21 protein-coding genes are annotated in these 26,707 nt (G+C 67.6%); 9 read left to right on the top strand and 12 right to left on the bottom strand.

Annotation, left to right across the window (positions count from 1 at the left end):
* Positions 1-42: 42 nt before the first annotated feature.
* From ACEPA4_RS16805 to ACEPA4_RS16790, 4 genes are all read right to left on the bottom strand, one after another.
* Entirely contained in the window at positions 43-984 is a 942-nt protein-coding gene (locus tag ACEPA4_RS16805; protein WP_262090942.1) for a DegV family protein, read from the bottom strand.
* Between the two features lie 95 nt (positions 985-1,079).
* Positions 1,080-1,712, bottom strand: coding sequence for a 2-hydroxychromene-2-carboxylate isomerase (locus ACEPA4_RS16800; RefSeq protein ID WP_065185376.1), 633 nt, complete (start codon positions 1,710-1,712; stop codon positions 1,080-1,082).
* A 25-nt stretch (positions 1,713-1,737) separates the two neighbouring features.
* Positions 1,738-3,000 carry an amidohydrolase family protein gene (locus ACEPA4_RS16795; protein ID WP_065185375.1) on the bottom strand — a complete coding sequence of 421 codons (1,263 nt, stop codon included), beginning with the start codon at positions 2,998-3,000 and terminating at the stop codon, positions 1,738-1,740.
* Positions 3,000-4,409, bottom strand: a complete 1,410-nt coding sequence (locus ACEPA4_RS16790; RefSeq protein ID WP_262090943.1) for an amidohydrolase — start codon at positions 4,407-4,409, stop codon at positions 3,000-3,002. The genes ACEPA4_RS16795 and ACEPA4_RS16790 overlap by 1 nt, the downstream gene beginning before the upstream one ends.
* Positions 4,410-4,660: 251 nt before the next feature.
* Here ACEPA4_RS16790 and ACEPA4_RS16785 point away from each other — a divergent pair, with 251 nt between their 5' ends.
* From ACEPA4_RS16785 to ACEPA4_RS16775, 3 genes are all read left to right on the top strand, one after another.
* On the top strand, positions 4,661-8,254 hold the full coding sequence (locus tag ACEPA4_RS16785; protein ID WP_262090944.1) for an autotransporter domain-containing protein: 3,594 nt from the start codon (positions 4,661-4,663) through the stop codon (positions 8,252-8,254).
* Positions 8,255-8,379: 125 nt separating this feature from the next.
* A complete protein-coding gene (locus ACEPA4_RS16780) occupies positions 8,380-9,156 on the top strand; it encodes an AMP nucleosidase (RefSeq protein ID WP_049415280.1) in 777 nt (258 codons plus the stop codon).
* A 43-nt stretch (positions 9,157-9,199) separates the two neighbouring features.
* Entirely contained in the window at positions 9,200-9,739 is a 540-nt protein-coding gene (locus ACEPA4_RS16775; RefSeq protein ID WP_005419210.1) for a DUF924 family protein, read from the top strand.
* 122 nt (positions 9,740-9,861) lie between these two features.
* Here ACEPA4_RS16775 and grxD read toward each other — a convergent pair whose 3' ends face one another.
* Positions 9,862-10,788 (bottom strand): Grx4 family monothiol glutaredoxin, encoded by a 927-nt coding sequence (gene grxD / locus ACEPA4_RS16770; protein WP_262090945.1) that lies wholly within the window; start codon positions 10,786-10,788, stop codon positions 9,862-9,864.
* Between the two features lie 59 nt (positions 10,789-10,847).
* Between grxD and ACEPA4_RS16765 the strand changes: the two genes are divergently transcribed.
* Entirely contained in the window at positions 10,848-11,627 is a 780-nt protein-coding gene (locus tag ACEPA4_RS16765; protein ID WP_374082903.1) for a polysaccharide deacetylase family protein, read from the top strand.
* Between the two features lie 124 nt (positions 11,628-11,751).
* Here the strand turns inward: ACEPA4_RS16765 and ACEPA4_RS16760 are convergent, their stop codons facing one another.
* The 3 genes from ACEPA4_RS16760 to ACEPA4_RS16750 are packed head-to-tail and all read right to left on the bottom strand — an operon-like array spanning position 11,752 to position 14,371.
* Complete coding sequence (locus ACEPA4_RS16760; protein ID WP_005419203.1) at positions 11,752-12,471, bottom strand: methyltransferase domain-containing protein; 720 nt, start codon at positions 12,469-12,471, stop codon at positions 11,752-11,754.
* A gap of 4 nt (positions 12,472-12,475) precedes the next feature.
* Positions 12,476-13,093, bottom strand: coding sequence for an SGNH/GDSL hydrolase family protein (locus tag ACEPA4_RS16755; protein ID WP_005419202.1), 618 nt, complete (start codon positions 13,091-13,093; stop codon positions 12,476-12,478).
* A 3-nt stretch (positions 13,094-13,096) separates the two neighbouring features.
* The gene (locus ACEPA4_RS16750) at positions 13,097-14,371 is read right to left on the bottom strand and encodes a pyridoxal phosphate-dependent aminotransferase (protein WP_065185367.1); all 1,275 of its coding nucleotides are present in this window, start codon (positions 14,369-14,371) and stop codon (positions 13,097-13,099) included.
* 114 nt (positions 14,372-14,485) lie between these two features.
* Here ACEPA4_RS16750 and rsgA point away from each other — a divergent pair, with 114 nt between their 5' ends.
* Together rsgA and ACEPA4_RS16740 are read left to right on the top strand one after the other, a co-directional pair.
* On the top strand, positions 14,486-15,595 hold the full coding sequence (gene rsgA, locus ACEPA4_RS16745) for a ribosome small subunit-dependent GTPase A (protein ID WP_065196455.1): 1,110 nt from the start codon (positions 14,486-14,488) through the stop codon (positions 15,593-15,595).
* Between the two features lie 183 nt (positions 15,596-15,778).
* The gene (locus tag ACEPA4_RS16740; RefSeq protein WP_005419197.1) at positions 15,779-17,032 is read left to right on the top strand and encodes a flavohemoglobin expression-modulating QEGLA motif protein; all 1,254 of its coding nucleotides are present in this window, start codon (positions 15,779-15,781) and stop codon (positions 17,030-17,032) included.
* A gap of 446 nt (positions 17,033-17,478) precedes the next feature.
* Here ACEPA4_RS16740 and ACEPA4_RS16735 read toward each other — a convergent pair whose 3' ends face one another.
* The 4 genes from ACEPA4_RS16735 to ACEPA4_RS16720 form a co-directional block, all read right to left on the bottom strand.
* Entirely contained in the window at positions 17,479-19,776 is a 2,298-nt protein-coding gene (locus ACEPA4_RS16735) for a TonB-dependent receptor (protein ID WP_262090946.1), read from the bottom strand.
* A gap of 202 nt (positions 19,777-19,978) precedes the next feature.
* Complete coding sequence (gene phbB, locus ACEPA4_RS16730) at positions 19,979-20,719, bottom strand: acetoacetyl-CoA reductase (RefSeq protein ID WP_005419193.1); 741 nt, start codon at positions 20,717-20,719, stop codon at positions 19,979-19,981.
* A gap of 24 nt (positions 20,720-20,743) precedes the next feature.
* Complete coding sequence (locus tag ACEPA4_RS16725; protein WP_005419191.1) at positions 20,744-22,072, bottom strand: CitMHS family transporter; 1,329 nt, start codon at positions 22,070-22,072, stop codon at positions 20,744-20,746.
* A 75-nt stretch (positions 22,073-22,147) separates the two neighbouring features.
* Entirely contained in the window at positions 22,148-23,287 is a 1,140-nt protein-coding gene (locus ACEPA4_RS16720; protein WP_070489913.1) for an OprO/OprP family phosphate-selective porin, read from the bottom strand.
* Between the two features lie 276 nt (positions 23,288-23,563).
* On the opposite strand from ACEPA4_RS16720, the gene ACEPA4_RS16715 reads away from it, so the two are divergent.
* From ACEPA4_RS16715 to ACEPA4_RS16705, 3 genes are read left to right on the top strand one after another with little or no spacing between them, the layout of a single operon-like run.
* Positions 23,564-24,253, top strand: a complete 690-nt coding sequence (locus ACEPA4_RS16715; protein ID WP_262090947.1) for a response regulator transcription factor — start codon at positions 23,564-23,566, stop codon at positions 24,251-24,253.
* On the top strand, positions 24,246-25,637 hold the full coding sequence (locus ACEPA4_RS16710) for a sensor histidine kinase (protein ID WP_032954514.1): 1,392 nt from the start codon (positions 24,246-24,248) through the stop codon (positions 25,635-25,637). The genes ACEPA4_RS16715 and ACEPA4_RS16710 overlap by 8 nt, the downstream gene beginning before the upstream one ends.
* Entirely contained in the window at positions 25,634-26,689 is a 1,056-nt protein-coding gene (locus ACEPA4_RS16705) for an ABC transporter substrate-binding protein (protein ID WP_095377943.1), read from the top strand. The genes ACEPA4_RS16710 and ACEPA4_RS16705 overlap by 4 nt, the downstream gene beginning before the upstream one ends.
* Positions 26,690-26,707: the final 18 nt, after the last annotated feature.

Genomic DNA, 26,707 nt, shown 5'->3' with positions numbered 1-26,707 from the left:
GCTGGCACAACCACGGTGGAATCGGTGTGCAGATTCGGGGCATCACTCGAACCGATGTGGCCCATCGGCAAAGCCCACGGTGACCGCGCCCTTGCCGACATTGACCATGCCGGTCAGGCTCATCACCGATTCGTACACGGTCACGCCATTGCCGGCGCAGACCTCCTTCATCTGTACATAGCCGGGCAGGCTGCGCAGCTCATCCAGCTCACCGCCGTAGCTGACGCATACCGTCGGCGTCATCAGCCCGGCACGTACGCGCTGGCCGACCACCGCGAACAGCTTCTGCACGGCGCTGTCGAAGCCCTTGATCTTGGCGACCGGCCCGGTTTCGCCGCGGTAGCCGTGCAGCACCGGCTTGATGTCCAGTGCGCTGCCCAGCGCCGCACTGAGCAGGCCGACGCTGCGGTCGCCCTTGTGCCGGGCGCGCGCACGCATGTAGTACAGATCACGGGTGACCATGTAGCCGTGCACGTTGCCAGCCAGTTCTTCCAGCCGTTCGCGGATCTGCTGCACGCTGGCACCAGTGTCACGCAGGCGAACCGCCTCCACTGCGGTCACGGCCTGCGCAGCGAACAGGTTCTGGGTATCGAGCACGCGCAGGGCGAACGGCGAGTTGTAGCCCGCTGCCTGCCGCACCGGCTTGTAATCGTTGAGGATGGCGAAGCTGGCCTGCAGCGCATTGTCGTGGATCGGGCTGCGGGTCTTGGTGATGGTCATGCAGAACACGTGGTCGTAATCGATCACCAGCTGCTGCAGGAACAGGTCGCGGATCTGGTTGACACTGAAGGGGATGGTCTCCGCCTCGGCACCGTGCTCGGCCACGTGTGCATGCAGGAAACTCAGCGTGGCCTGCTCATCGCGATGATCGGCCAGAACCGCTTCACCGATTCGTACGGTGATCGGCAGCAGCACGATGTTGTGCTCGGCAATGAAGTCCTGCGGCAGGTCGCAGGCCGAGTCGACGACGATTCCGATGCGCATCCGCGGCTCCCCCTCCAGGGCGGTTGTAGGTTCGGAAACGTGAAATCTATCTCAAATTCTGGCGTGGCGCGCGAGGGAAACGCGCCAGGCCCTGTTCAGCGACTGCGCTGCACGGCCACCGGAAGTTCGGCCAGGCGCTGCCATTCGGGCTGCTGCAGCAGGGCGGGATCGGCCAGCACGGCGGCCATCAACGGATGGGCGTCGTTGCCCCAGAACAGTTCGTCATCGATGGCCAGGGTCGGTACGCCGAACACGCCGGCAGCAATGGCGGCCTCGGTGTTCCTCCGCAGCTGCTCCTTGACCGCGGGGGCCGCGGTGGCGCTGGCGACATCCTCGATCCCCAGCCGCGCAGCCGGTTCGCGCAGGGCCTCGGCGCTATCGGCGGCATTGCCGTCGCGCCAGATCCAGTCGAACAGCACGTCTACCGCCTGCACGCTGCCACCGGCGGCCAGGCACAGCCGCAGGGCAGACAACGGGTTGAACGGGTGGCCCGGCGGGAACCGCAGCGGTGTTCCTTCGGCCTGCGCAGTCCACAGCAGCTGGCGGTACATGAAGCGGCGCTTGGCCGGAATCTCGGCCGGCCCGAGGTTGCCCAGGTGATGCAGCACGGCACCGAAGGCGATCGGCACGGTCTGGATCCGTGCGAACTGGGGCAGCTGCTTCAGCTTCTGCCAGTGCAGGTAGGAATAGGGCGAGACGAAGTCGAAGTACCAGCGCAGGGTGGCCATGCGGGTTTCCTTGGGTAACTGGAGGTCAGGGCTGCGCGTTGCGCTGCAGGTAGCGGTCGCGCAGTTCGGTCTGGCGCGAGCGCATCGGCATCGCCCGGCCGCCCAGCCAGACCTGTTCGGCATAGTGCGCCACGTCCAGCGGGTCGCCCTCCCACAGCACCAGGTCGGCACGCTTGCCCGGCTCGATGCTGCCGATCTGGTCGGCCACGCCGAACGCCTGCGCCGGCACCCGGGTCAGGCCGGCCAGGCCGTCGGCCCAGGGCAGGCCATTGGCCACGGCATTGCCGGCCAGCTGGCGCATCTTGCGGGCGTTGTGCGAGGCGTCGCCTCGCTGCACGAACGAGACCGCCACGCCGGAACGCTGCAGGCGTGCCGCATTTTCCAGCGTGGCACCGATCTGGTCGAAGCTGGCCGGCAGGTTGGACAACACATCGACGAACACCGGTACCTGTGCGGCGGCCAGCTCCGGCGCCAGCTGCCAGGCTTCGCTGCCACCGGCGATGGCGATCTTCACTTGCTCGCGGGCGGCCCAGCGCAGCAGCTGGCGGATGTCCGCCGCGCGGTCCACCTCCACCACGATGCGGCCCTGGCCGGCCAGGTAGCGGCCCAGCGTGCGGCGCCCGGCCGGGGTCAGCAGCGCATGCGGCGAGTCCGCGGCGACCTGGCCGCGTGCCTCGTCCACCATCTGCTGCAGCAGCATCCATTGCGCCGCACGCGAATGCCCGGTCAGCTCCACTGCGGCCGATCCCAGGCGCAGGAACAGCGCGCGCGGCCCGAGGGGATCGGCGCTGCCGTCCAGCCGCATCACGCCACCCTGGCCTGCAACGAAGCCGCCACCGGTGGCCGCCCCCAGGGCGGTGAAGCCGATGCCGTCCAGGCGCGCCACCGGGATCAGCACCGAGGCCGGGTTGTACGCCAGGGTGACATCGAACTCGGGGCGCAACGGTTGTTCGCCGATCTTCAACGTGCTGTCGACCGTGCTCGCTTCACCGGAGACCTCTTCGATGCCGATCTCGGTGATGCCCCCGAACAGCGCCGGTGTCAGCGGACGGCCATCGGCCTCGACCACGCTGGCCCCGGCCGGGGCGGACAGCCCGCTGCCGACGGCGCGGATGATCCCGCCCTGCACCAGCACATCGGCGTGCTGCAGGCTGCCGCGCGCGCTGGCCGTATGTACGGTCGCGTTGCGCACCAGCAGGTCCTGCGCCTGCACGGATGCGGAGAGGCAGGCCAGCACCATGACCGTAGCGCCGAGCCATGCCCGGCGACGCTTGTTCAACGCGCCCATCAGTGCACCTCCTGGCCAAGCTGGAAGTCGGAACGTGGCGTGGCCGCAGGTGCGCTGCGGTCGTACAGGCGGCGGCCGTCGATGAAGACCTGCTCGGCCAGCGCGTACGAGCTGAAGGGGTTGCCGTTCCACACCACCACGTCGGCCATCTTGCCGGCCTCCAGGGTGCCGGTCTGGCCTTCAATCCCCAGCGCCCTGGCGGCGTTGGCGGTCATCCAGGTGATGGCGTGTTCGGGGGGGATCTCCGGCATGCGTGCGCGGCGCGCGGCGGCGATCACCTTGGCCGCTTCCTGGTTCAGGCGCTGGATGCCTTCGGGGGAGTCGGAATGGACGATGGCGCAGCTGTTCTTCGGCCGATCGACCAGTGCGATGTTCTCCGGAATGCCGTCGAAGGCTTCCATCTTGAAGCCCCACCAGTCGGCCCACAGCGCGCCGCAGACGCCGTCGGCAGCCAGCCGGTCGGCCAGCTTGTAGGCTTCCACGCCGTGGTGGAAGGCGGCCACCTTGAATCCGAATTCCTTGGCCAGGTCGAGCATGGTGGCCATCTCGTCGGCGCGGTAGCAATGGATGTGCACGCGGATGTCGCCTTCGATCGCGCCGGCCAGCGTGTCCAGCTTGAGATCGCGCTTGCCGCCGGCATCACCGGCGCTGTCGCCCTTGTCGCTGCCGAACCAGCCCTTGCGCTTGGCCGGCTTCGGTTTGTTCTTGGCGATGTAGTCGGCGGCATCGATGAAGGCGGCGCGGTAACCGGCAACGTTGCCCATCCGCGTGGCCGGAGCGACGCCCTTGCCTCCGCCGTAGACCCGCTTCGGGTTCTCGCCGCAGGCCATTTTCAGCCCCCACGGCGCGCCGGGGAACTTCATCGCTTGGTAGGTGATGGCGGGGACGTTCTTCAGGGTCACACCACGACCACCGACCAGGTTGGCCGAGCCCGGCAGCACCTGCATGCTGGTCACGCCGCCGGCCAGTGCGGTGGCGAAACCCGGGTCCTGCGGCCACACCGAGTGCTCGGCCCAGACGTTGGCGGTGACCGGCGCGGTCATCTCGTTGCCGTCGCTGTGCGCGCCGACGCCCGGGTTGGGGTACACGCCCAGGTGCGAGTGCACGTCGATCAGGCCCGGTGTGACCCACTTGCCCTGCGCATCGATGCGGGTGACACCAGCATCGGCCTGCAACTGGCGGCCGACGGCAACGATGCGGCCCTCGCGCAGCAGCACGTCGGCGTTGTCCAGGCGCTGGCCGGTGCCGGTCAGCACGGTCGCGTTCTGGATCAGCACCGGTGCATCGGGGTGTGCCTGGTAGGTGCTGGGGTAGGGATCGGCGACGAAGCGCGAGGCGCCCACCGCCGGTGCCGTGCTCAATGAAAGCAGCGCCAGTGCCACCCCGGTGCGCAACAACGTCGATGCCATGCAGTTCCCCTCACCAGAAACATGAATCCACGGACGCTAGCCGGGGCCGATGTGGCTTGCCAAGTGACCTTGGACAGGGGCGTGGGGGGGGGGGGTAGGAATTTTCTGATGGAGGATTTGTGAAGGAAATATTAACGTTGGATGAAGCAATGGGCTGATTACGTCTTGCGCTGACCTGTATCACCAGCTTACGCACCTGCTCCAACGACGGAGCCGGGCCCGTACCTTTCATGGAATCAAGGACGCAACCGATGACTGCTGCAAAGCTCCGCCGTTCGACCGTTTCGCGCCGTTCCTTCCTGCCCTCGCCGCTGGCGTCGGCCATTGTCGGTTCCTTGCTGGTGGCCACCGCACTGCCGGTCCTGGCCCAGGACAGTGACGACGCCCTGGCCCGTTACCAGCTGCAGCGCAGCCTGCAGTCGGCGTTCGCCGCGCAAGGCGGAGTGAGCGCCTCCGCTCCCGCGATGATCGCTCCCTCGGTAGCGATTCCGGTGGCGGCGCTGGCTCCCAGCGTCAATGCTTCCGCGGAGCCGGTCATGGGCAGGCCCGGCGATGCTGCGAGCTGGCGCACCAGTGAATTCGAACTCGACTGGGGCCTGGCTGCGATCAATGCCGACGTGGCCTATGCGCGCGGGCTGACCGGTGCCGGCATCCGCCTGGGCGTGTTCGACAGTGGCACGGGTCTGGACCATCCGGAATTCGCCGGCAAGGACAACCGCAGCGTCCGCATCGCCGATCTGATGGCTGACGGCACGCGCTGCACCAACACCACCGCAGTGCGTGGGCCGGCGGCCTGCTTCGCCAGTGATGGCGATGACGTCCAGATCAGCTATGTCGGGTACAACGCCAACGTGCCCGACAACATCCGCAGGATCATCGAGTCGGGCCCCTATGTGCAGCCGGGGATGCAGTTCGAGATCCATGGTACGCACGTTGCCGGCACCATCGCGGCGAACCGGGACGGAAGCGGCATGCACGGTGTGTCCTTCGGTTCGGACCTGACCGTTGGCCGGCTGTTCTCCGACAGCATCCGCGAGTGGCAGCGCACGGCGACCGGCTACTCGGTCGTGACGCTGGGCGCGATCGGCCCGAAAGTCAGCGCCTTCCAGGACCTCTATGCCCAGATGAACGCGCAGGGCGTGCGTGCCATCAACCATAGCTGGGGCCTGGTCACGGAACCGACGACAGCGACGGACATGGACGCGATCTACAACGACCCGGACGACCGCCAGTACCTGAACACCTTTGCCGACGGATCGCGTGCGCGCGGGATGATCCAGGTGTGGGCGGCCGGCAATACCAGTTCGGTGATTCCGACGCCTGCGCAGAGCCCCATCGCCGGCCTCTACGCCACGCTGCCGCGCGCATTCGCCGACATCGAGCCGTACTGGTTGAGCGTGGTCAACGTCGGTACCAATCTGACCCTGAGCAATCGCTCCAACAAGTGCGGCCTGAGTGCCAACTGGTGCCTTGCCGCACCGGGTTCGGACATCGTATCGACCGCCTATGGTGATGATTCCAGCCTGGCCGGCAGCGTCGGCATCGACGCCAACGGCAATGTCAGCCTGGACATCCAGCAGCGCGTGCCTACCTATGGCTATGCGCTGCTGAGTGGAACCTCCATGGCCGCGCCCCACGTCACCGGCGCGCTGGGCCTGCTGTTTGAACGCTTCCCCTATCTGGACAGCGCGCAGGTGCGCGATGTGCTGCTGACTACGACCACCGATCTGGGCGCGCCCGGCATCGACGACATCTACGGTTGGGGCCTGTTGAACCTGGCCAAGGCCATCGAGGGTTACGGTTCGCTGCGCGTGGACACCAACGTGGTGATGAACCAGCGTGCCGGTGGCCTGAAAGTGTGGGAGGGCGATGCTTGGGACAACTGGACCAACGACATCGGCGGCCCCGGCAAGCTGACCAAGAGCGGCATCGGCTGGCTGCGCTTGAGCGGCGACAACAGCTTCAACGGTGCGCTGGTGCGCGAGGGCGTGCTGGAACTGGATGGCGTCAATACGCTCACCGGAGCGGTGGACGTGGCCGGCGGTAGCTTCCTGCTCAATGGCACGTTGAAGAACACTGCGCTGAACAGTCAGGGGGGCTCCAGCCATATCAACGCACGCGGTGTGCTGGATGGCTCCGACCTGAACGTCAACGGTGGCGTGGTCATCTTCGACGGTGTGCAGCGCGGCGCCCACACCTCGGTGGCCGCGCAGGGGACGTTCGAATTGAACGGAAGGCTGGAAAACAGCGCGTTGACCAGCCTGGGCAACAGTCGTGTGAATGCAGGCGGGGTACTCGCAGGCTCCGATCTGACCGTCAACGGTGGCGTGCTGTCGTTCAACGGCACGCAGAGCGGTGGTCACACCCTCGTTGGCCCGAACGGCACGCTGAAGGGCATCGGCCAGCTGGGCGATACCACCGTGGCCGGTATCGTTGCACCGGGCAACTCGATCGGCACGCTGACCATCAACGGCGACTACGTGCAGACCGCCACCGGTGTGTACCAGGCCGAGCTGGCCCCGGGCGGGCACAGTGACCAGTTGCGCGTCACCGGTACCGCCACCCTGGGCGGCACCCTGATCGCCCTGCCGGAAGCGGGCACCTATTACCTGGGTGAGCAGTTCAACTTCATCCGTGCCGACGGCGGAATCCGTGGCCAGTTCGCCACCACCGACTTCAGTGCGTTCTCGCCGTTCCTGAAATTCGGGCTGTCCTATGGCACCGGTGGCGCGCGCATTGAAGTCACCCGTGGCAATCCGCTCGCCAGTGCCGCCAGTACCGACAACCAGCGCGCGGTGGCCACTGTGGCCGACCGGCTGGCGGTCAACCAGGGCCTGCCGCGCCCACTGACCCTGCTGTTCCCTCAACAGGTAGGCGCTGCACTGGACGGCCTCAGCGGCGAGCTGCATGCGGCCACCGCGATGGCCCTGGTCGAGGGCAGCCGCTACGTGCGTGATGCCGCACTGTCGCGCCGCGTCGGTGCACGCGCGCCGGGAGCAGACGGCGACGCCGCCACGGGGGTCTGGGTACAGGCCATCGGTGGCAGCACCACGCTGGACGGCAATGGCAACACCGCACGCACCGAAGCCAACAGCAGCGGCCTGCTGGTAGGCGTGGACCGCGAGATCAACGGCTGGCAGGTGGGCATGCTGGCCGGTACCGGCCGTACCGATGCCAAGCAGCAGGAAGGACGCCGTGCGCGTGCCAAGGTCGACAATACGCACCTGGGGGCCTATGCCAGTCACGACTGGGGCGCCTTCGGCCTGCGGGGGGGCCTGGCCTGGAGCGAGCATGAGGTGAAGAGCACCCGCGAGCTGGCCTTCTCCGGTTACAGTGATACGCTGGCGGCACGCTATGACGGCCGCACCCGCCAGGCGTTCGTCGAGGCGAGCTATCGCTTCGGCGGCCCCGAGGCGGGGCTGGAACCTTACCTGCAGCTCGCACGTGTGGAAGTGGACATGAAGCGCGTCAACGAACGCGGCGGCGCGGCTGCACTGCAGGGTGAGGTGGACGATCTCCGTATCACCGTGGCCACGGCCGGCCTGCGTTTTGACAAGGGCCTGAAGGCTTCGTTCCAGCAGGACAGCTGGCTGCACCTGCGCGGTGGCGTCGGGTACCGCCATGCCAGCGGGGATCGCGACCCGGCGGCCCGCTTCGCCTTTGCCACCGGCAGCGACAGCTTCGTGGTCAGCGGTGCCCCGATGGCTGACAGGACGGTGGTGGCCGAACTGGGGCTGTCGGCATGGTTGACCGCACGCCAGCAGCTGGAGCTGGGCTATAGCGGCCAGTATGGCGACGAAAGCCGTGACCACAGTGCCAACCTGCGCTGGTCGGTGCGCTTCTAAGCCGCCGGTTACCGCAGGTAAACCAGGAGGGCGGCCGCAGGGCCGCCCTTCTTCGTTGCCGACCCAGGTGTGGGTTGGCCCGTGCACGCCTACAATGGCGGCCCCCACGCCGTACCGGACCGCCCATGAAGAGCAAGCAGGAAATCGTCGACAACTGGCTGCCGCGCTACACCGGCGTGCCGCTGGACCAGTTCGGCCAGCACATCCTGCTGACCAACTTCGGCGGCTACCTGCACACCTTTTCCGAGCTGACCGGTGCGCCCATCATCGGCCTGGACCGGCCGATGGCCAGTGCCACCATCGACGGCATCACCATGATCAACTTCGGCATGGGCAGCCCCAATGCCGCGATCATCATGGACCTGCTGTCGGCAGTGATGCCCAAGGCGGTACTGTTCCTGGGCAAGTGCGGTGGCCTCAAGCGCAAGAACCAGCTGGGTGACCTGGTGCTGCCGATCGCGGCGATCCGCGGCGAGGGTACGTCGGGCGACTACCTGCCGCCGGAAGTGCCAGCCTTGCCGGCGTTTGCGCTGCAGCGTGCAGTCTCGACCATGATCCGCGACCTCGGCCACGACTACTGGACCGGCACTGTCTACACCACCAACCGCCGGGTCTGGGAGCACGACGAGGCCTTCAAGGAGCGGCTGCGGGCGATGCGCTGCATGGCCATCGACATGGAAACCGCCACCGTGTTCGCAGCCGGTTTCGCCAACCACATTCCCAGTGGCGCGCTGCTGCTGGTCTCGGACCAGCCGATGATCCCCGACGGGGTCAAGACCGAGGCCTCCGATGCCAAGGTCAGCTCCCAGTTCGTGGAAAACCATATCCAGATCGGTATCGAGGCGCTTAAGCTTATCCGGCGCAACGGCAAGTCGGTCCGCCACCTGCGCTTCGACGAATGATGATGATGGCCTGGCGCGGCGCGCCGGCCCTGGGGAGTAGGTGATGGACGTTGCCGCGCAAGTGGTGGATTTCTGGAAAGAAGCGGGCCCTGCGAAGTGGTTCGCCCGCGACGATGCGTTCGACGCGCAGTTCCGCCAGTTGTTCCTGGATGAGCATTTCGCCGCCGCTTCGCGTGGGCGTGAACACTGGCTGGGCAGTGCCGAGGGCGCACTGGCGCTGATGCTGCTGCTGGACCAGTTCCCGCGCAACTGCTTCCGCGGTACTGCCCATTCCTATGCTACCGATGGCCTGGCCCGGCACTACGCCATGCGCGCCATCGAGGAAGGCCTGGACCTGCAGCTGGTGCCGAAGCTGCGCGCCTTCATCTACCTGCCGTTCGAGCACTCCGAGGACCCGTTGGACCAGGACCGTTCGGTGGCGATGTTCGATGTGCTGGGCGACAAGGAATACCTGCAGTACGCCGAGCTGCACCGCGACATCATCCGCCGCTTCGGCCGTTTCCCGCACCGCAACGCCGTGCTGGGGCGCATTCCCTCGCCGGAAGAACTGGACTACCTGGCCGAAGGCGGATTCGCCGGCTGAAAAAAGGGGACGGAGGGGATTAAGTCGTTTGTGGCATAAACGACTTAATCCCCTCCGTCCCCTTTTTTTTCGGGGGCCAGATCCGCTTCCCGCAGGAAAGGGCGCTGACCCCGCGCCGTCAATCAGTACTTCGGCACGCCGTTGTCGACGTCTTCCGACCAGGCGTTGATGCCGCCGGTCACGTTGAACACCTTGGTGAAGCCCAGGGCGCGGAACTGCTCGGCAGCCTGCGCGCTGCGGCCACCGTGGTGGCACATGAAGGCCAGTGCGGTGTCCTTCGGCAGGGCTTCCAGCGCGGCGCGGCCGTTGCCGTCGAAGGTCTTGAACGGTACGCCCACGGCGGCGATTTCACGTTCGTCGGCCGGGCGCACGTCCACCAGGGTGATGTTGCCGGCACGCACCAGGTCGTCGGCATCGCGCACGCTGATTTCCTGCACCGGCTTGGGCGCGTTCGGATTGTCGATGGCCAGGCCCTTGCCGCGGATGTCGTCCACCCAGTCGATGGTGATGCCGTTGGCGCGACGGGCGCTGGCCAGGTCGAACTGCACGCGCAGGCCATTGGACTCGGCAGCGATGGCGCCTTCGTCGTGCGGGGCCAGCTGGAAGTTCGGCTGGAAGCCGGCGTCGATGGTCAGCTGCAGGGCGGCGCCCGGGGCGTCGGCCAGCGCGCCCTTGAGCATTTCCACGGCCCCCGGGGTGACGGTGATGCTCGGCGGGGTACGGTCCGGTGCCGGCAGCCCCAGCACGCTGCTCAGCTCGCCGCTGGCGGCCATCTGCAGCACGATGTCGCTGCCGCCGACCAGTTCGCCGTCGATGTACAGCTGCGGGATGGTCGGCCAGTCGCCATAGGCTTTGATGCCTTCACGGATTTCCTGGTCGGCCAGCACGTTGACGTGGGCGAACTCGACGCCAAGGTCCTGCAGGGCGCCCACGGCCTTGGCCGAGAAACCGCACTGCGGCATCGACGGCTGGCCCTTCATGAACAGCACGACGCGGTTGGCGTTGAGGATGGATTCGATGCGCGAACGCAGGGCAGGATCGAGGGACATGGACGTCGGGGTTCCGGGAATTCGAACCATCAATTCTACCCCTCATGGCATCATGGGGTATGAGCAACGCAGGAACATTGCATCGCATCCCGACCCGGCCCTGGCGCTGGCTGCCCTGGCTGGTGGCGTCGCAGCTGCTGGTGATCCTGGTCTGGGCCCTGGCGGGCTGGCACTGGGGGCTGCCGCTGATGGTGGCCAGCCACGCACTGTTCATGGTGCCGGTGTTCCTGCCCAACAGTCGCTTCTATGCGCCGGTGCTGAGCCGGTTGTCGGATGTCGGCAACAGCGTCTGGTTGACCATTGATGACGGTCCTGGCCCGGAAACCCGTGCCGTGCTCGACCTGCTGGACCGCCACCAGGCCCATGCCACCTTTTTCCTGGTGGGCGAGCGCGCGCTGGCGCAGCCGGAGCTGGTGCAGGAGATCCTGCACCGCGGCCACGACCTGGGCAACCACAGCCACAGCCACCCGCAGGCGCGCTTCTGGCGGCTGGGCCCGGCGGCGATGCGCGCCGAGATCGAGGGCTGCCAGCACGCGCTGCAGGCGGTAAGCGGTCGCCCGGTGCGCTGGTACCGCTCGGTGGTGGGCATGACCAATCCGTTCGTGGCGCCGGTACTGCAGCGGCTGGGTCTGGTCCGGGTCGGCTGGAGCGCGCGCGGCTTCGACGGCATCGGTTGCACGGCGCAGGGGGTGCTCGACCGCCTGCTGCCGGATCTGCGCCCGGGGGCCATCGTGCTGCTGCATGAGGGGGCCGCCCACGGCCACAACCTGGCGATCATCGAGGGCGTGCTGCAGGCACTGGACGAGCGCGGGCTGAAAGCGCGGCTGCCGGTCCCGTAACGCCGGCCCTGGTGATGTAGAGCAGCCGGGCATGGGCTCGGCTCTACAAGGGGGCGCTGCTGTAGCGCCCGAGCCGATGCTCGGGCGGCGGTGTGAAGCACCGGAAAAACGTCGCAGCGCGGCTCTACAGCGCGGGGCGTTCGGCCACCAGCAACCAGCTGTTGAATGGCGTGCGCCCATGCAGGGGACGCGGCGCCGTCACCTGCAATCCGGCCTCGGCCAGTGTCGCTTGCAGCACGTGCGGGTCGGGGTAGTGGCGCGGCCGCGTGCCCATCCAGCCGACCAGCCAGGCCAACCGGTCCGCCACCCGCGTGGTGCGGTCGCGACCATCGCCGGTGGCCAGCGGCGTGCGCAGCAGCAGGCGGCCGCCGGCGGCCACCCGCGCGCTGGCCGCACGCAGCAATGCCAGTTGTGGGCCCGCGTCCAGGTACTGCAGCACATCCAGCAACAGGACGTGTCCAGGCTGCGCCGGCAGTGGCGCCTGCACGTCCAGGCAGTCGAAGCGCACAGCGTGCAGGCCGGCGGCGGCACGCTGGGCACGGGTGATCTTGCCGGCATCCACGTCCACGCCGAGGTAGGGGTGGGTGCCGCTGCGCTGGCGCAGCACGTGGGCGAACAGGCCCAGCCCGCACCCCAGGTCCAGTAAGGGTTGCCCGTCGTCGGGCAGATGCTGCAGCACGCCGTCATACAGCGGGTCGCTGCCGAGCTTGCCGCGGGTGTAGTAGTAGTCGCGGCGGCTGCCCCAGGCCCGTGCCGGGCGGAACGCTTCGGCGATCGCGCGGGCCTGCGGGGCGGTCAGCGGTGTGCAGGGCAGGGGCGGGCCGTTCCGTGGCGTACCATCCATCGTGTCAGTCCGTGCCACCGAGCAGGTGTGCGGCGACCGGCAGCGCGCGCGCGCTCCACAGTGCGTACATCCGCGCCGACGGGTGCAGGCCGTCTTCGGCGATCATTGCCGGGTTGTCACCCTGGTCACGGCTGATGTCGGTGATGTCGACGAAGGCCACGTCCTGCTGGGTGCTGATCACCTCGGCCGCTGCGTTGAACTCGTCGGTCTCGATCTCGATGGTGGCCAGGTCGCGGCCGCTGCCGGCACCGAACGGCGTCGCGCCCCAGTCGGGGAAGGACAGCACCAGCACACGCCCGGGGCGGCCCCCGGCAAAGCCGATCGCCCGCTGAAGCAGGGCCTGGAACTGTACGCGGTACTCGTCCAGCGGCCGGCCGCGGTACTGGTTGTTGACGCCGATCAGCAGGCTGACGAAATCGAACGGACCCTGGGGTGCGGCCGCATCGATGCCGGCGTCCAGCTCGTCGGTGGTCCAGCCGGTGGTGGCGATGGTCTGAGGGTCGGCCAGCGCCACATCCTGCGCACGCAGGGCGGCGGCCAGCTGGTGCGGCCAGCGGCCTTCGACGGCAACGGCTTCTCCGACGGTGTACGAGTCGCCCAGCGCCAGGTAGGACAGCGCCACCGCTCAGGCCACCGAACGGCGCGGCTTCAGCGGCACGACCTTGGTCGCGTCCTCGGCACGCCGGGCCAGCACGCGGTCGATGCGGGCGAACACATCGCGCATCACCGAGGCTTCCGGCAACAGGGTCACGCGGAAATGATGGCGGTAGGGCACGTTGAAGCTGGAACCCGGTACCACCAGCACGCCTTCGTTGTTCATCAGGTCCAGCGCGAAGTTGTGGTCGTCAAAGCCCTTGGCAGCGGCACCGACCACGGCCGGGAACGCATACAGCGCACCGGCCGGCGCGACCAGCGACAGGTGCTCGCTGGCTTCGCAGGCGTCGATCACCGCACGGCGGGTTTCATACAGGCGGCCACCCGGGGTGCACAGTTCGGAGATGGTGTCCGGGCCGTTCACTGCGGCCTCGATGGCGTACTGGCCCGGTACGTTGGCGCACAGGCGCAGCGCGCCCAGCAGGTCCAGCGCGGCGCGGAAGTCGCCCAGGCGCGCGTCGTCGCCGCTGAGGTGGGCCCAGCCCACGCGCCAGCCGCAGGCACGGTGCACCTTGCTCAGGCCGCTGAAGGTCAGGCACGGATGGTCGCCGGCCAGCGGCGCGACCGGCTGGAACACCGCATCGTCGTACAGGATCTGGTCGTAGATCTCATCGACCAGCAACAGCAGGTTGTGGCGTCGTGCGATCTCGACCACGCGCTCCAGCAGTTCACGCGGGTAGCTGGCGCCGCTGGGGTTGTTCGGGTTGATCAGCACGATGGCGCGGGTGCGTGACGACACCAGCGTCTCGATCTCGCTCGGGTCCGGCTGGAAGCCGTTTTCGGCGGCGCAGCGGTAGTACACCGGTCGGCCATCGTTGAGGATGGTGGAGGCCGACCACAGCGGGTAGTCCGGCGACGGCACCAGCACCTCATCGCCCGGATTGAGCAGTGCGCGCAGCGACAGGTCGATCAGCTCGCTGACACCGTTGCCGACGAACACGCGGTCCGGGTGTGCATCCGGTGCGCCGCGGCGGACGTAGTAATCGGCGATGGCTTCACGCGCCACCGGCAGGCCCTGCTGGTGGGTGTACGGGTCGGTGCGGCCCATGTCGTCGGCGATCGCGCGCTGCAGGTGCTCGGGTGCGCGGAAACCGAAGTTGCCCGGGTTGCCGATGTTGAGCTTGATCAGCTTGCGGCCCTGCGCCTCCAGCTCCCGCGCTCGCCGGGCCAGTTCTCCGCGGATCTCGTAGCGCACTTCGGAAAGGCGCTCGCGGATGGCCAGGGGCTTGGGCGAAAGGGTGGACATGGGGGCTGGGCCGTCAAAAGGCATGGGGATTCCATCCTACCGGAATTGCTGCAGTGCATGGCAACGGCTCCGCGCCTGCCATTGCTGGGCTGGCCGGGGGCCGTCACAGGTAGAATGGCGGCGATGACCCAGACCCCCGATTTCATCGCCCTGCAGACCATCGGCTGGCCCTGGCCGGGCCCGGCGCAGCAGGCCGACTGGCAGGCCATGATGGCCGCGCACCCGCAGGCCCGCCCGGCGCGGGTGATCGAGCAGCACCGGACCCATTACGTGGTGGCCGATGGCCCGGATGCGGCGATCAAAGCGGAGTCACTGCCGGAATGGCAGCGCCCGCGCTTCCCCAGCCACGAGCGGCCTGCAGTGGGCGACTGGGTGCTGCTGGACGGCATCCGCATCGTTGCGCTGCTGCCGCGTCGCACCGCGATCAAGCGTGGCGCGGCGGGCGAGCACTACCACCAGCAGGTGATCGCAGCGAACATCGATACGGTGTTCATCGTTTGTGGCCTGGATGCCGACTTCAATCCGCGCCGCATCGAGCGCTACCTGCTGCTGGTCGGCGGTGGCGGCGCCGAACCGGTGGTGGTGCTGACCAAGGCCGACCAGACCGAGTACAGCGAGGATGCGCTGGCGGTGCTGGAAGAACTGGAGATGCAGGGCATCGCGTTGCATGCGATCAACGGCCTGGATGCCGACAGTGTGGCGGTGCTGCAACCGTGGCTGGGCCCGGGGCGCACGGTGGTGCTGGTGGGCTCCTCCGGTGCCGGCAAATCCACGCTGACCAACACCCTGCTCGGCGAGCAGCGGATGAAGACCAACGCGGTGCGTGCCAACGATTCGCGCGGCCGCCACACCACCACCCATCGCGCGTTGATGCCGCTTCCGACCGGCGCCTGCCTGATCGACACCCCCGGCATGCGCGAGCTGAAACCGACCGGCGAAGAAACGCTGTCCGAAGGTGGCTTCGCCGACATCGAAGCGCTGGCCACGCAGTGCCGTTTCAACGACTGCAAGCACCAGCAGGAACCGGGCTGTGCTGTCCGCGCAGCGATCGACGCTGGCGAGATCGAAGAGAGCCGGCTGCTGAACTATTTCAAGCTGAAGGAAGAAGTGGCCGCCGCTGCCGCCAAGCTGGCGGTGCGCCAGGCCGAGACCGCGCAGGAACGTGGCGGCAGGAAGGGCAAGGGCCAGCAGTTCCGCCCGGCCGCCAAGCCGCGCCGGCGCTGATGGGTGTCGGGGTCGGATCCCATTGCCTCGCAATGGGCTCCGACCCCTGTATTGAACCCGCGTCTGCCTGCTTCGGGTGGGTGCCAACCTTGGTTGGCACGAATCTGTCCGCAGCCCGCCGTCGGCGCATGCCAACCAAGGTTGGCACCTACCAAAGCAAGGGCAGGGCGCTATAGTCCGCCCATGGAACCGACCGCGACGCTGGACCGTGAGGTGGCCCACCATGCAGCGCTCGATGCGCGCCTGGTCGAGGCCGTGGGAGGCATCCGCCTGCTGGGGCTGACCAGCTGGCCGGCCACGCTGCAGGCCCCGTTCCTGGACAGCGTGGCACGTGGCCAGCCGGTGCTGCCGAAGGTGGATTACCCGAGGCTGGATTTCAGCGAGGAGCGCCGCGCATTGGCTGCGATCGCCGCCGACTGCGATGATACTCATCCGCTGGGCCACTACGTGCGGCAGTCGGCACAGAGCTGGGACCTGGCCGCGCAGCTGCTTGAGGGGCTGGGCACTGCCGCCGTCGATACCTGTTCGGTGCAGCTGTTCGGCGCGCCCGAGCAGCCGTTGCCAGGCAATGGCCCGAGCACGCGCGAAGCGGCGCGTCACTTCATCCAGATTGCTGCCGAACTCGATCACGAACTGCTGGCGCCGGAAGAGCAGGTGCCGGTCTCGGCCATTGCCCTGCAGCTGCAGCTGCAGAATGACCTGGATGCGTTCTTCGAATCGCGCATCATCCAGGTGCAGCTCGATCCAGAGCTGGTGTCCAAGGCCGCTGCCGGACCGACCCGCATCCGCCTGCGCACCAGTGCGCGCTTCAGTGCCTACGACCGCGCGCAGCTGTTCCACCACGAAGCGCTGGTGCATTCGCTGACCGCCTTGAATGGCCGCGAACAACCGGTGCTGCCCAGCCTGGCGTTGTCCTCGCCGCGGGTGACGGCCACCCAGGAAGGGCTGGCTACCTTCGCCGAACAGATCACCGGCAGCATCGACATCGAGCGCCTGAAGCGAATCAGTCTGCGCACTGAAGCGATCGCGATGGCCCGCGAAGGCGCCGACTTCATCGAGGTGTTCCGCTACTTCTGCGACGCGGGACAGAACGCGGAAGAGAGTTTCGCCTCGGCGCAGCGCGTGTTCCGCGGCGTGCCGCCGAGTGGCGGCCTGGCCTTCACCAAGGACACGGTGTACCTGCGCGGCCTGGTGTCGGTGCACACCTTCTTCCGCCACATGCTGGCCGAGGACCGCCTGCAGGTCTGCCGCTGGTTGTTCGCCGGCAAGATGAGCCTGGCCGATGCGATCGCGTTCGCACCGTTGTTCGAGGCGGGGGTGCTGAAGCCACCGCGCTGGCTGCCGCATTGGGTGAGCCGGGCGAATGGGCTGGCCGGCATGCTGGCGTTTTCGCTGTTTGCCAACCGGATACGGATGGACCAGCTGGCGCCGGAATGAAATGCGTTGGCGGGATGATGCGCTGGCGCCTCGATTGATATCGCTGGGCGGCGGTGGCGCACCCTGGCCAGGACACGCCGTAAACCCATCCATGGGGGCTCGATCGGCGCATCCATGCGCCTCACGGTCCTGGCCAGGGTGCGCCACCGCCGCCAGACAGTTTCCCGCGCGGGCGGCAGCACATCACCGCGCCGAAGGGATTGCGCTTGAAAATCTTGAAAAGCAAAGAGCCGGGCAATGCCCGGCTCTTTGCTCTTGCTCTTCTTTGTCCTCCGCACCGTGGCGCGGGAAACCGTCGAGCAGGGTCGGATGGGCCGGCGCAGGACCGTTGGCGCCATGGATGGCGCCATCGAGCCCCCATGGATGGGTTTACGGCGTGTCCTGCATGGGCCTGCCTACCCACGCCATGCAGGAACAATCAACGCGCCGCAGCGCCCGCTTTTGACTTAGAACTCCGCCGCCACCGTCATGAACAGCTGCCGCGGTGCGCTCGCATGGATCGCATAGCGCGTGCCCTTCGGATCGGTCGGTGCGAACGAGCTCAGCTGGCCGGCGTAGCGCTTGTTGGTCAGGTTGGTCGCATTCAACGACACCCGAACGTTGCGCAGGCCCAGGCCCGGGCCGAAGTCGTAGCCTGCACCGGCGTCGAAGGTGGTCACCCCCGGCACCGACTGGTCGTTGGTGTAGGTGTAGTAGCGCTTGCCGGTGTACTTGGCACGCAGGCTGGCGAAGAAGCCATCGCGGTTCCAGCTGATCTCGCTGGAGGCCATGCGCTGCGGCGTATCCACCGTGATCTTGCCGGCCACCGGCACGATCGCGCCGCCCGAGGTGTAGTCATCCTCGTAGGTGGTCTTGTTCCAGGACAGCGCGTTGTACCACTGCAGGCCGTCGATCGGCTTGAGGATGAAGGTCAGTTCCGCGCCGTGGCTCTTCACCGAACCGACATTGATGAAGCGCGTTACGCACTCCGGACGCGTGCCGACTTCGATGCTGGAACACGGGTTCAGCGACAGCAGGCGGTTGTCGAACTTCACGTTGTAGGCCGCGATCGAGGCCTGGTACTTCTCGCCGAAGGTACGGAAGCCGGCTTCCAGGCTCTTGGACTTCTCCGGTTCCAGCCCGGCGCTGGCTGCGAACGATTCCGGCGACACCTGCAACGGGCCACCGCTGCCGCCACCGACGAAGGCGGCGATGTTCTCGGCGTACGAGGCGAACAGTTCATTGTTGGCGTTGAGCTTGAAGCCCAGGCCCACCTGCGGCAGCACCGACTTCTTGGCGGTCAGCGTGCCCGAAGCGATGCTGGTTTCCACGCCCGGCTGGGCGGTGGCGCGCATGCGGGTGTTCGGGCTCTTGATGCCCACGTCCACGGTCAGGCGCTGGTCGAGGAAGCGCATGCGGTCCTGCACGTAGAACTGGCGCGTGCGGATGTCGAAATCCTGGTTGAACAGCAGGCGGTCCGGGTTCTTCAGGTACAGGTCGTCCAGGAACGGGCCGCTGATGTAGTAGAAGTTGCGCGACACGTTATGGTCGTTCTGCTCGTACCACAGGCCGGCCTCCAGTTCGTGGATGCCCACCGTCCACGACAGCGCGGCGGTCACACCATCGCGGTTGATCGTGTAGTTGGTGCTGCGGATCGAAATCGGCAGCATCCTGTCGGTGCCCGGGTAGGACGGCTGGCCCGGTGCCCACCAGTGGCCCTGGCCACGGTTGTCGTGGTGGTAGGCCAGCAGCTTCAGGCGACCCTGCTCGCCCAGGCGCAGGTCGGCATCGACCGAATAGAGGTTGTCGTCGCGCAGTGCACGGCTCTGGTAGTACGCATCGTCAATGCTGTTGACGCCGCCGCTGAACCTGCAGCGCGCCTTGTTGTAGGTGCCCGGCGCGCAGTACGCAGCAGCGACGGCGCGGTCCCAGTCCGGTGCGTAGATGTTCCAGTCATAGCCCAGGCCACGGGCCAGCATGTCCTTGGACAGGTAGGCGTAGTTGGCCTGGCTGGCGCGCGAGGTCGCCACGAACGCACCGAAACGGTGGTCGCCGATATTCCACACGGCCTTGGCGTTGAACTGGCGGGTGGTCTGGTTCTGGTACGGCGCGGCCCACATGTCCTGGTCCTGGTGCACGCCGGACACATAGGCCGAGAAGCCGTTGAGGTCGCCGGTGTCCACGCGCAGGTAGCCACGGCGCTGGTTGTTGTCGCCGACGGTGACGCTGGCGCGGCCACCGAATTCAGTGGACGGGTCCATCGAGAAATACTGGATGGTGCCGCCCAGGTTGCTGGTCGAAGCCACGCCCAGCGAACCGATGCCCTGCGACAGCTCGGCACCGGCCAGGTTCTCGGCAATGATCGCGCGGGCAATGCTCAGGCCGTTGTAGTTGCCGTAGCTGTTGTCACCCAGCGGGATGCCGTCCAGCGTATAGCCGAGGCGGCTCTTGTCGAAGCCGCGCAGGCTGATGGTCTGCGATTCTTCGTTCGCGCCGAAGGCATCGTTGGACTGCACCGACACGCCCGGCAGGCGGTCGAGGATTTTCTGGCCACTGGTGCCCGGCGGCAGCACCTGCTTGTCGACGGTGGTGATGCGCTGCACCTGGCGGGTCTCGCCCTGGCCGATCACGGAGACGGTGTCCAGCGTCTGCGCGCTCAGCGCGGCATCGGTGCTGGCGCCGGTGTCGGCGGCGGTGGCGGCATGGGCGCTGGCGGCGGCGGAGAGCGCGATCGCCACGGCGATCGTCAGGTGTCGGGTCTGCATGGTGGTCCGTTGCATGGGGGGTGGTCACCGGCACGCGTGCGCGGTGCATGGCCACTATGCGAACGGAACATGAAACCTTCTTTACGAAAAACCAACGAACGACGCAGGCGCCCGTGCGTGTCCTGCTACCAGATGGAAAAAGGGGCCGGATCCCCCTCGCGAACGAAGGTTCACCGGCCCCGCGCACTCCGTGGGGGAGGGCTCAACCCATGTACAGGCCACCGTTGACCGGATAGTCGGCACCGGTCACGTACGAGGCTTCATCCGAGGCCAGCCACGCGCACAGGCCGGCCACTTCCTCGGGGCGGCCGAGGCGGCGCACCGGCACCGATGCGGCCAGCCGATCCAGGACGTCCGGCGGGAAGCTGCTGATCGCCTGGCTGGCGATGTAACCCGGCGACAGCGTGTTGACGGTAACGCCGCGCGAGGCCACTTCGGCGGCCAGTGCACGGCTGAAACCGTGCATCGCGGCCTTGGCGGTGGCGTAGTTCACCTGGCCGATCTGGCCCTTGTGGGCGCTGACCGAACCGATGTTGATGATGCGGCCCCAGCCACGCGTGGCCATCCCATCGACCACCTGCTTGGTCAGGTTGAACAGCGCATTGAGGTTGGAGGCGATCACCGCATTCCAGTCTTCCACCGTCATCTGCCGGAACAGCAGGTCGCGGCTGCCGCCGGAGTTGTTGACCAGCACGTCCACTTCACCGACTTCTGCGCGGACCTTGGCGAACGCGGCGCTGGTCGAGGCCCAGTCGGTGGCGTTGCCTTCGGAGGCGATGAAGTCGAAGCCCTGTTCGCGCTGCTCGCGCAGCCAGTTGGCCTTGCGCGGCGAGTTCGGCGCGCAGCCGGCAACCACGGTGTGGCCGCTGCGGGCCAGGCTCTGGCAGATGGCAGTGCCGACACTGCCCATTCCACTGGTGACGTAAGCGATTCGAAGCGTCATTGCAGAAGGCTCCTTGGCAAAGGGTCAGGCGGCGAGGGGGTAAAGGCCGAACAGCAGGCTGCCGATCATCAGCAGCATCGAGATGGCGATGGCCCACTTCAGGGTGAACTTCTGGTGGTCGGCGAATTCGACCTTGGCCAGGCCCACCAGCAGGTAGGTGGAGGGCACCAGCGGGCTGAGCAGGTGCACCGGCTGGCCGGCCAGCGAGGCGCGCGCCATTTCCACCGGGGTGATGCCGTAGTTGCCGGCGGCCTCGGACAGGATCGGCAGCACGCCGAAGTAGAACGCGTCGTTGGACATGAAGAAGGTGAACGGCATCGACGCCACGGCGGTGATCACCGCCAGGTACGGGCCCCACGACTCCGGAATCACCGCCAGGAAGCTGTGTGACATCGCCTCGACCATGCCGGTGTTGTTGAGGATGCCGGTGAAGATGCCCGCAGCGAAGATCAGCGACACCACCGACAGCACGTTGCCGGCATGGTTGACCACGCGGCGGCGCTGCTCGGCCAGATTCGGGTAGTTGATCACCAGAGCGATGGCGAAGCCGACCATGAACAGCACCGGCATCGGCAGCACGCCGATGATCAGCGCGGTCATCAGCGCCACGGTCAGGGCCAGGTTGACCCACAGCAGCTTCGGACGCTTGATGTCCTCGGCGTCTTCCACGGTCGGCAGCGGATTGCTGTCATCGGACACGCTGTTGTCCATCCAGCTGCCGCCCTTGGGCAGGGTCACCACGCCAAGGCGACGGCGTTCCTTCAGGCCCAGGTACCAGGCCAGCAGCAGCACGCCGGCACAGGCGATCACCATCGACGGGATCAGCGGCACGAACACATCGGCCGGGTCCACGTGCAGCGCGGTGGCCGCGCGTGCGGTCGGGCCGCCCCACGGGGTCAGGTTCATCACGCCGCCGGCCAGGATGGTCACGCAGGTCATGTTCAGCGCGTTCATGCCGAGGCGCTGGTACAGCGGCAGCATCGCCGAGACGGTGATCATGTAGGTGGTCGAACCGTCGCCATCGAGCGAGATCAGCATCGCCAGCACCGCAGTGCCAAGCACGATCTTCATCGGGTCGCCCTTGACGAAGCGCAGGATCACCCTTACCAGCGGATCGAACAGGCCGGCGTCGATCATCACCCCGAAGTAGAGGATGGCGAACATCAGCATCACGCCGGTCGGCGCGATCTTCTTGATGCCCTCCAGCATCATCTCGTCGATGCCGGCGCCGAAGCCGCCGATCAGCGCGAACAGGATGGGAATGGTGATCAGGGCCACCAGCGGCGACAGCCGCTTGCTCATGATCAAGTACATGAACGTAATGACCATGCCAAAGCCGAGGATGCTCAGCATCATCTGCGGACTCCTTGCGAAAACAGGATGTGGGGGAGTGGAAGGGGGCCGGGTGGTTTGCCCGGCACAGCTGGCTTAGAAGTCGTACTGCAGGCGGCCGGTGACCGCGCGCGTGCGGTCCACCGTGACCCCGGCCAGGCGGTCGCGGTTGCGGCTTTCGATCACGTTGAGCATGAAGCGCAGGTTGTCGCGCAGGTACCAGTTGCCACCCAGCGTCCAGGCTTCGGTGCTGCCACGGCGCAGGTCCGGCGCGCCATCGAGGTGCTGCGCGCCCCACATCTGGTCGTAACGCAGCGCTACTTCGAAGGCCCCAGCCTTGTGGCGGATGTCCTTGACCCGTGCGAAGCGGCCGGTCTTGCGGTCGTAGGCACGGCTTTCGCCGGTGACGAACCAGCTAAGCATGCCGTAGGCCGCCATCACGTCGCCGCGCTGGGCGCCGTCATCGAAGGTGGCGCCACTGAACTCACCCTGCCACGACAGCGGGCCGCGCACCTGCGCGTATTCCAGCGACCACTTGTTGACGTCGGTATCGCGGCCGGCGGAGAAGTCGACCAGGGTCAGGCGGCTGTTGTCGGACAGGTGGCCGGCCGGGCGCGGACGGATGCGCAGGCCGGGCACGCCGTTGGCACCCGGGTTGTCGTAGGCCTCGCGGGCCAGCGACAGGCCCAGGTGCAGCACGTCACCGTCGCTGGGCGTGGGCGCCCAGGTGACGCGACCACCCGCCGCGCGGCCCTTCACCTGCCAGGCGTCGATGCTCTCCAGGCTGTAGAGGCTGGCGGCCCAGGTGAAATCCCCCGGATTGGCCTGCCAGGACGCACCCAGGCGGTACAGCGGCGCCAGCGTGGTGCCGGCGTTGCCGCGCTCCAGGAAGCTGCCGTAGTTGGAGCTGGTACGGTCATCCAGCGAGAAGTACTGCTTGAACTGGCCGACGGTCAGCTTGCCGGCCTCGCCGAAGCTGCGTGCCAGGTAGACATCCTTGGCCTCGACGCGGTCGCCGGAGAAGTCGGCTTCCAGCTTGTAGTCGACCACGAAGAACTTGCCGGACACGTCCAGCCAGGCGCGACGGATCTCGGTGTCGTCCTTGTTCGGGGTGCCGCGGTTGTCGTTGTCGAAGGTGGCGAAGTCCAGGTGCAGGCGGCCACCGAGGGTGGCGGTGACCGGGCGGTCGTCTTCGGCAGCGAAGGCCGGCGCCGACAGGGCAGCCAGCGCCATCATGGCGGCAGGACGCCGCCAGGCAAACGTGAATTCCACAAACCCTCCCAGGTGCGCGCCAGGCGCGCGGCAATCGTGGGCACCGGACGGTGCGCGGCCGCAGTCTGGGTCGGGCAAGCTGTCATCGTCCTGTCAGTGGTTTGTGCGGTGCAGCGTAAAAGACCGCCGGGCACCGCCCTGTGCTACCCATGCGGTGTATCCCGGTAGCGCCGGTCCATGACCGGCGGGCGGACCCGGCGGCATGCGGTAGCATTCGGTTCCCCTCCCACCCGTGTGCCCATGCGCCTGCTGCTGGTCGAAGACAACCCGGATCTGGCCGATGCGATCATCCGCCGGATGCGCCGCAGCGGGCACGCCGTGGACTGGCAGGCCGATGGCCTGGCCGCCGCCAGCGTGCTGCGTTACCAGAGCTTCGACCTGGTGGTGCTGGACATCGGCCTGCCCAAGCTCGATGGCCTGCGCGTCCTGGCCGGCATGCGCGAGCGCGGTGACAGCACGCCGGTGCTGATGCTGACCGCGCGCGATGGCATCGAGGATCGCGTGCAGGCGCTGGATGTCGGTGCCGACGATTACCTGGGCAAGCCGTTCGATTTCCGCGAGTTCGAAGCGCGCTGCCGCGTGCTGCTGCGGCGTGCGCGTGGCCAGGCCAGCGAAGTGGTGCAGATCGGCGGCTTCCAGTTCGACAACGCTGCGCACCGGGTCAGCCTCGACGGCGAACCGATCGAACTGCCCAACCGCGAGTACCGCCTGCTGGAGATCCTGGTCGGGCGCCTCGGCCAAGTGGTCGGCAAGGATGAAATCGGCAACGGCCTGTTCGGTTTCGATGACGAAGCGGGCCCGAATGCCATCGAGTTGTATATTGGCCGCCTGAGAAAGAAGCTGGCGGGCGCACCGCTGCGCATCACCACGGTGCGCGGTGTCGGCTATCTGCTGGAGGCCAGCGATACCCATGCCGACGCCGATGGCTGACGCGCGCGCTGCGACTGCGGCGCCGGGTTCACTGCGGCGCACGCTGCTGCTCTATCTCGGCGTGCTGCTGGCGGTGTTCGCGGTGGCCCTGCTGTTCGCCGCACGCGATTACGGCCAGCGTGCCGCCAACCGTTCCTACGATCACCTGCTGGTGTCCTCGGCGCTGTCCATCGCCGATTCGGTGGCGCTGGTCGATGGGCAGTGGCAGGTCGATCTGCCGTATGCGGCGCTGGACCTGCTGGCGATGGCGCCGGAGGACCGCGTGTTCTATCGCGTGGCCGACAGCCGCGGCACGCTGATCACCGGCTACGATGACCTGCCGGCAGCGCCGCGCCGGCCCGGTACCCAGCCGCAGCTGTTCGATGCCACCTACAGCGGCGAGACCGTGCGCTTCGTGGTGGTCGGCCGCAGCTTCGCCGCTGCCTCGGCGCAGGGCGAAGTGCAGGTCCAGGTCGGCCAGACCCGGCGCGCACGCGAAGCCGTCGCGCAGGATATGGTCAACCGTGCTTTGCTGGCGATCGGTGTGCTGTCCGGCCTGCTGCTGGCGCTGGTGGCGTTCGGCGTGCATCGCGCGTTCCGCCCGCTGGTGCGGGTGGAACGCGAGCTGTCGCGTCGCGAGCCTTCCGACCTGAAGCCGCTCGACGCCCGTGTACCGCGTGAGATGGACCAGATGGTGGCGGCGCTGAACCGCTTCATGGAACGCCTGTCCAGCAGCAACGAGACACTGCGCGCGTTCATGGCCGAGGCTGCGCACCAGATGCGCACGCCGCTGGCGGCATTGCGCGCACAGGCACAGCTGGCGCTGGATGATGACGATCCGGAGGACATGCGGCGCAGCCTGCAGGCGATCGAGCGCAACGCCACCCATATGAGCCGGCTGCTGAACCAGCTGCTCAGCGATGCCAGCGTGATCCATCGTTCGCATCTGCAGCGCTTTGCAGCGGTGGACCTGGCTGAGACCGTGCACCAGGCCCTGCATGAAGCGCTGCCGCAGGCCGGTCCGGCGCCGCGCGTGCAGTTGGCGATGACCGCCGAACCGGCATTGGTGCACGGCGATGCGCTGCTGCTGCGCGAGGCGATCAAGAACCTGGTCGACAACGCACTGAAGTACGGCGGTGACGGCGACTTGCAGATTGCCCTTACCGTGGAAGGCGAGCAGGCCGTGCTGACCATCGCCGACCACGGCGCGGGCATCGCCCCGGCCGATGCCGAGCGCGTATTCGAGCGTTTCGCCCGTGGCGAAGGCGCGCCCTCAGGTGGTGCCGGGCTGGGCCTGGCCATCGTCAAGCGCGTGGTCGACAGCCATGGCGGCCGCATTGACCTGAGCAACCGCCCGCAAGGCGGGCTGGTCGCCACCATCCGCCTGCCCCGGAGCAGTCCATGATCCGCTTGTTCGCCACGACTGTTGCGCTGCTGCTGGCCCTGCCGGTGTTGGCCGCGCCCGGCGATGTGCGCCGTTTTCCCGCACAGGGAGCGGCCACCGCTCAGCTGCGCATCCACGGCACCACCGACATCGAAGTGTTCGCGGTGGTCATCGCCGACTACCAGCGCCTGCACCCCGGCACCGAGGTGGTGTACGAGGACATCATCACCCAGGACCTGTACGCGCGCTACCTGCACGACCGCGGCGGCCCGGCATCACCGGACCTGCTGATCTCCAGCGGCATGGACCTGCAGACCAAGCTGGTCAATGACGGTCACGCGCTGCCACACCGTTCGGCGCAGACCGCCGCGCTGCCGGCCTGGGCACAGTGGCGCAACGAGGCGTTCGGCATCAGCTACGAGCCGGTGGTGATGGTCTACAACACCCGCGCGATTCCTTCGGCCAAGGTGCCGCACACGCGCCGCCAGCTGCTGGACCGGCTGCGTGCTGAAGGTGCACCCCTGCGCGGCAGGGTCGGCACCTATGACATCGAGCGCAGCAGCGTCGGCTACCTGTTGGCGACCCAGGACGCGCAGCGCGGCAGCATTGCCGGCGCGCTGCTGGGCGCGCTCGGCGACAACGACGTGGTGCGCGAGGAGCGCACCGGCGTGCTGCTGGACCAGGTGGCCAGTGGCCAGCTGTCGCTGGTCTACAACGTGCTTGGCTCCTACGCGCAGGCGCGCGTTGATGCCGGCGCGCCGCTGGGCATTGTGGAGCCCGAGGACTACACGCTGGTGGTGCTGCGTACCGCAGTGATCCCGCGTACCGGCCCACACCCGGAAGAAGCCCGGCGCTTCCTTGACTACCTGCTGTCGCCACGCGGCCAGCAGGTGCTGTCGCGCGAGGCACGGCTGATGCCGATCGTGACCGGCAACGCGCGCGGCGATGATGCGCCGGGCCGCAGCCGCCGCCCGATCCAGCTGGGTCCGGGCCTGCTGGTGTATCTGGACGCGCTCAAGCGTCGCCAGTTTCTCGATGCCTGGCGCAGCAGCGTCGAGCCGGCCGGGCGCTGAGGCGGCGACCTGCCCGTA

This window comes from Stenotrophomonas sp. P2112, from assembly GCF_041897515.1.
Lineage (GTDB): Bacteria > Pseudomonadota > Gammaproteobacteria > Xanthomonadales > Xanthomonadaceae > Stenotrophomonas > Stenotrophomonas sepilia.
Note: the sequence above shows the minus strand (reverse complement) of the source record. Positions and strands in the feature narration are given on the sequence as shown.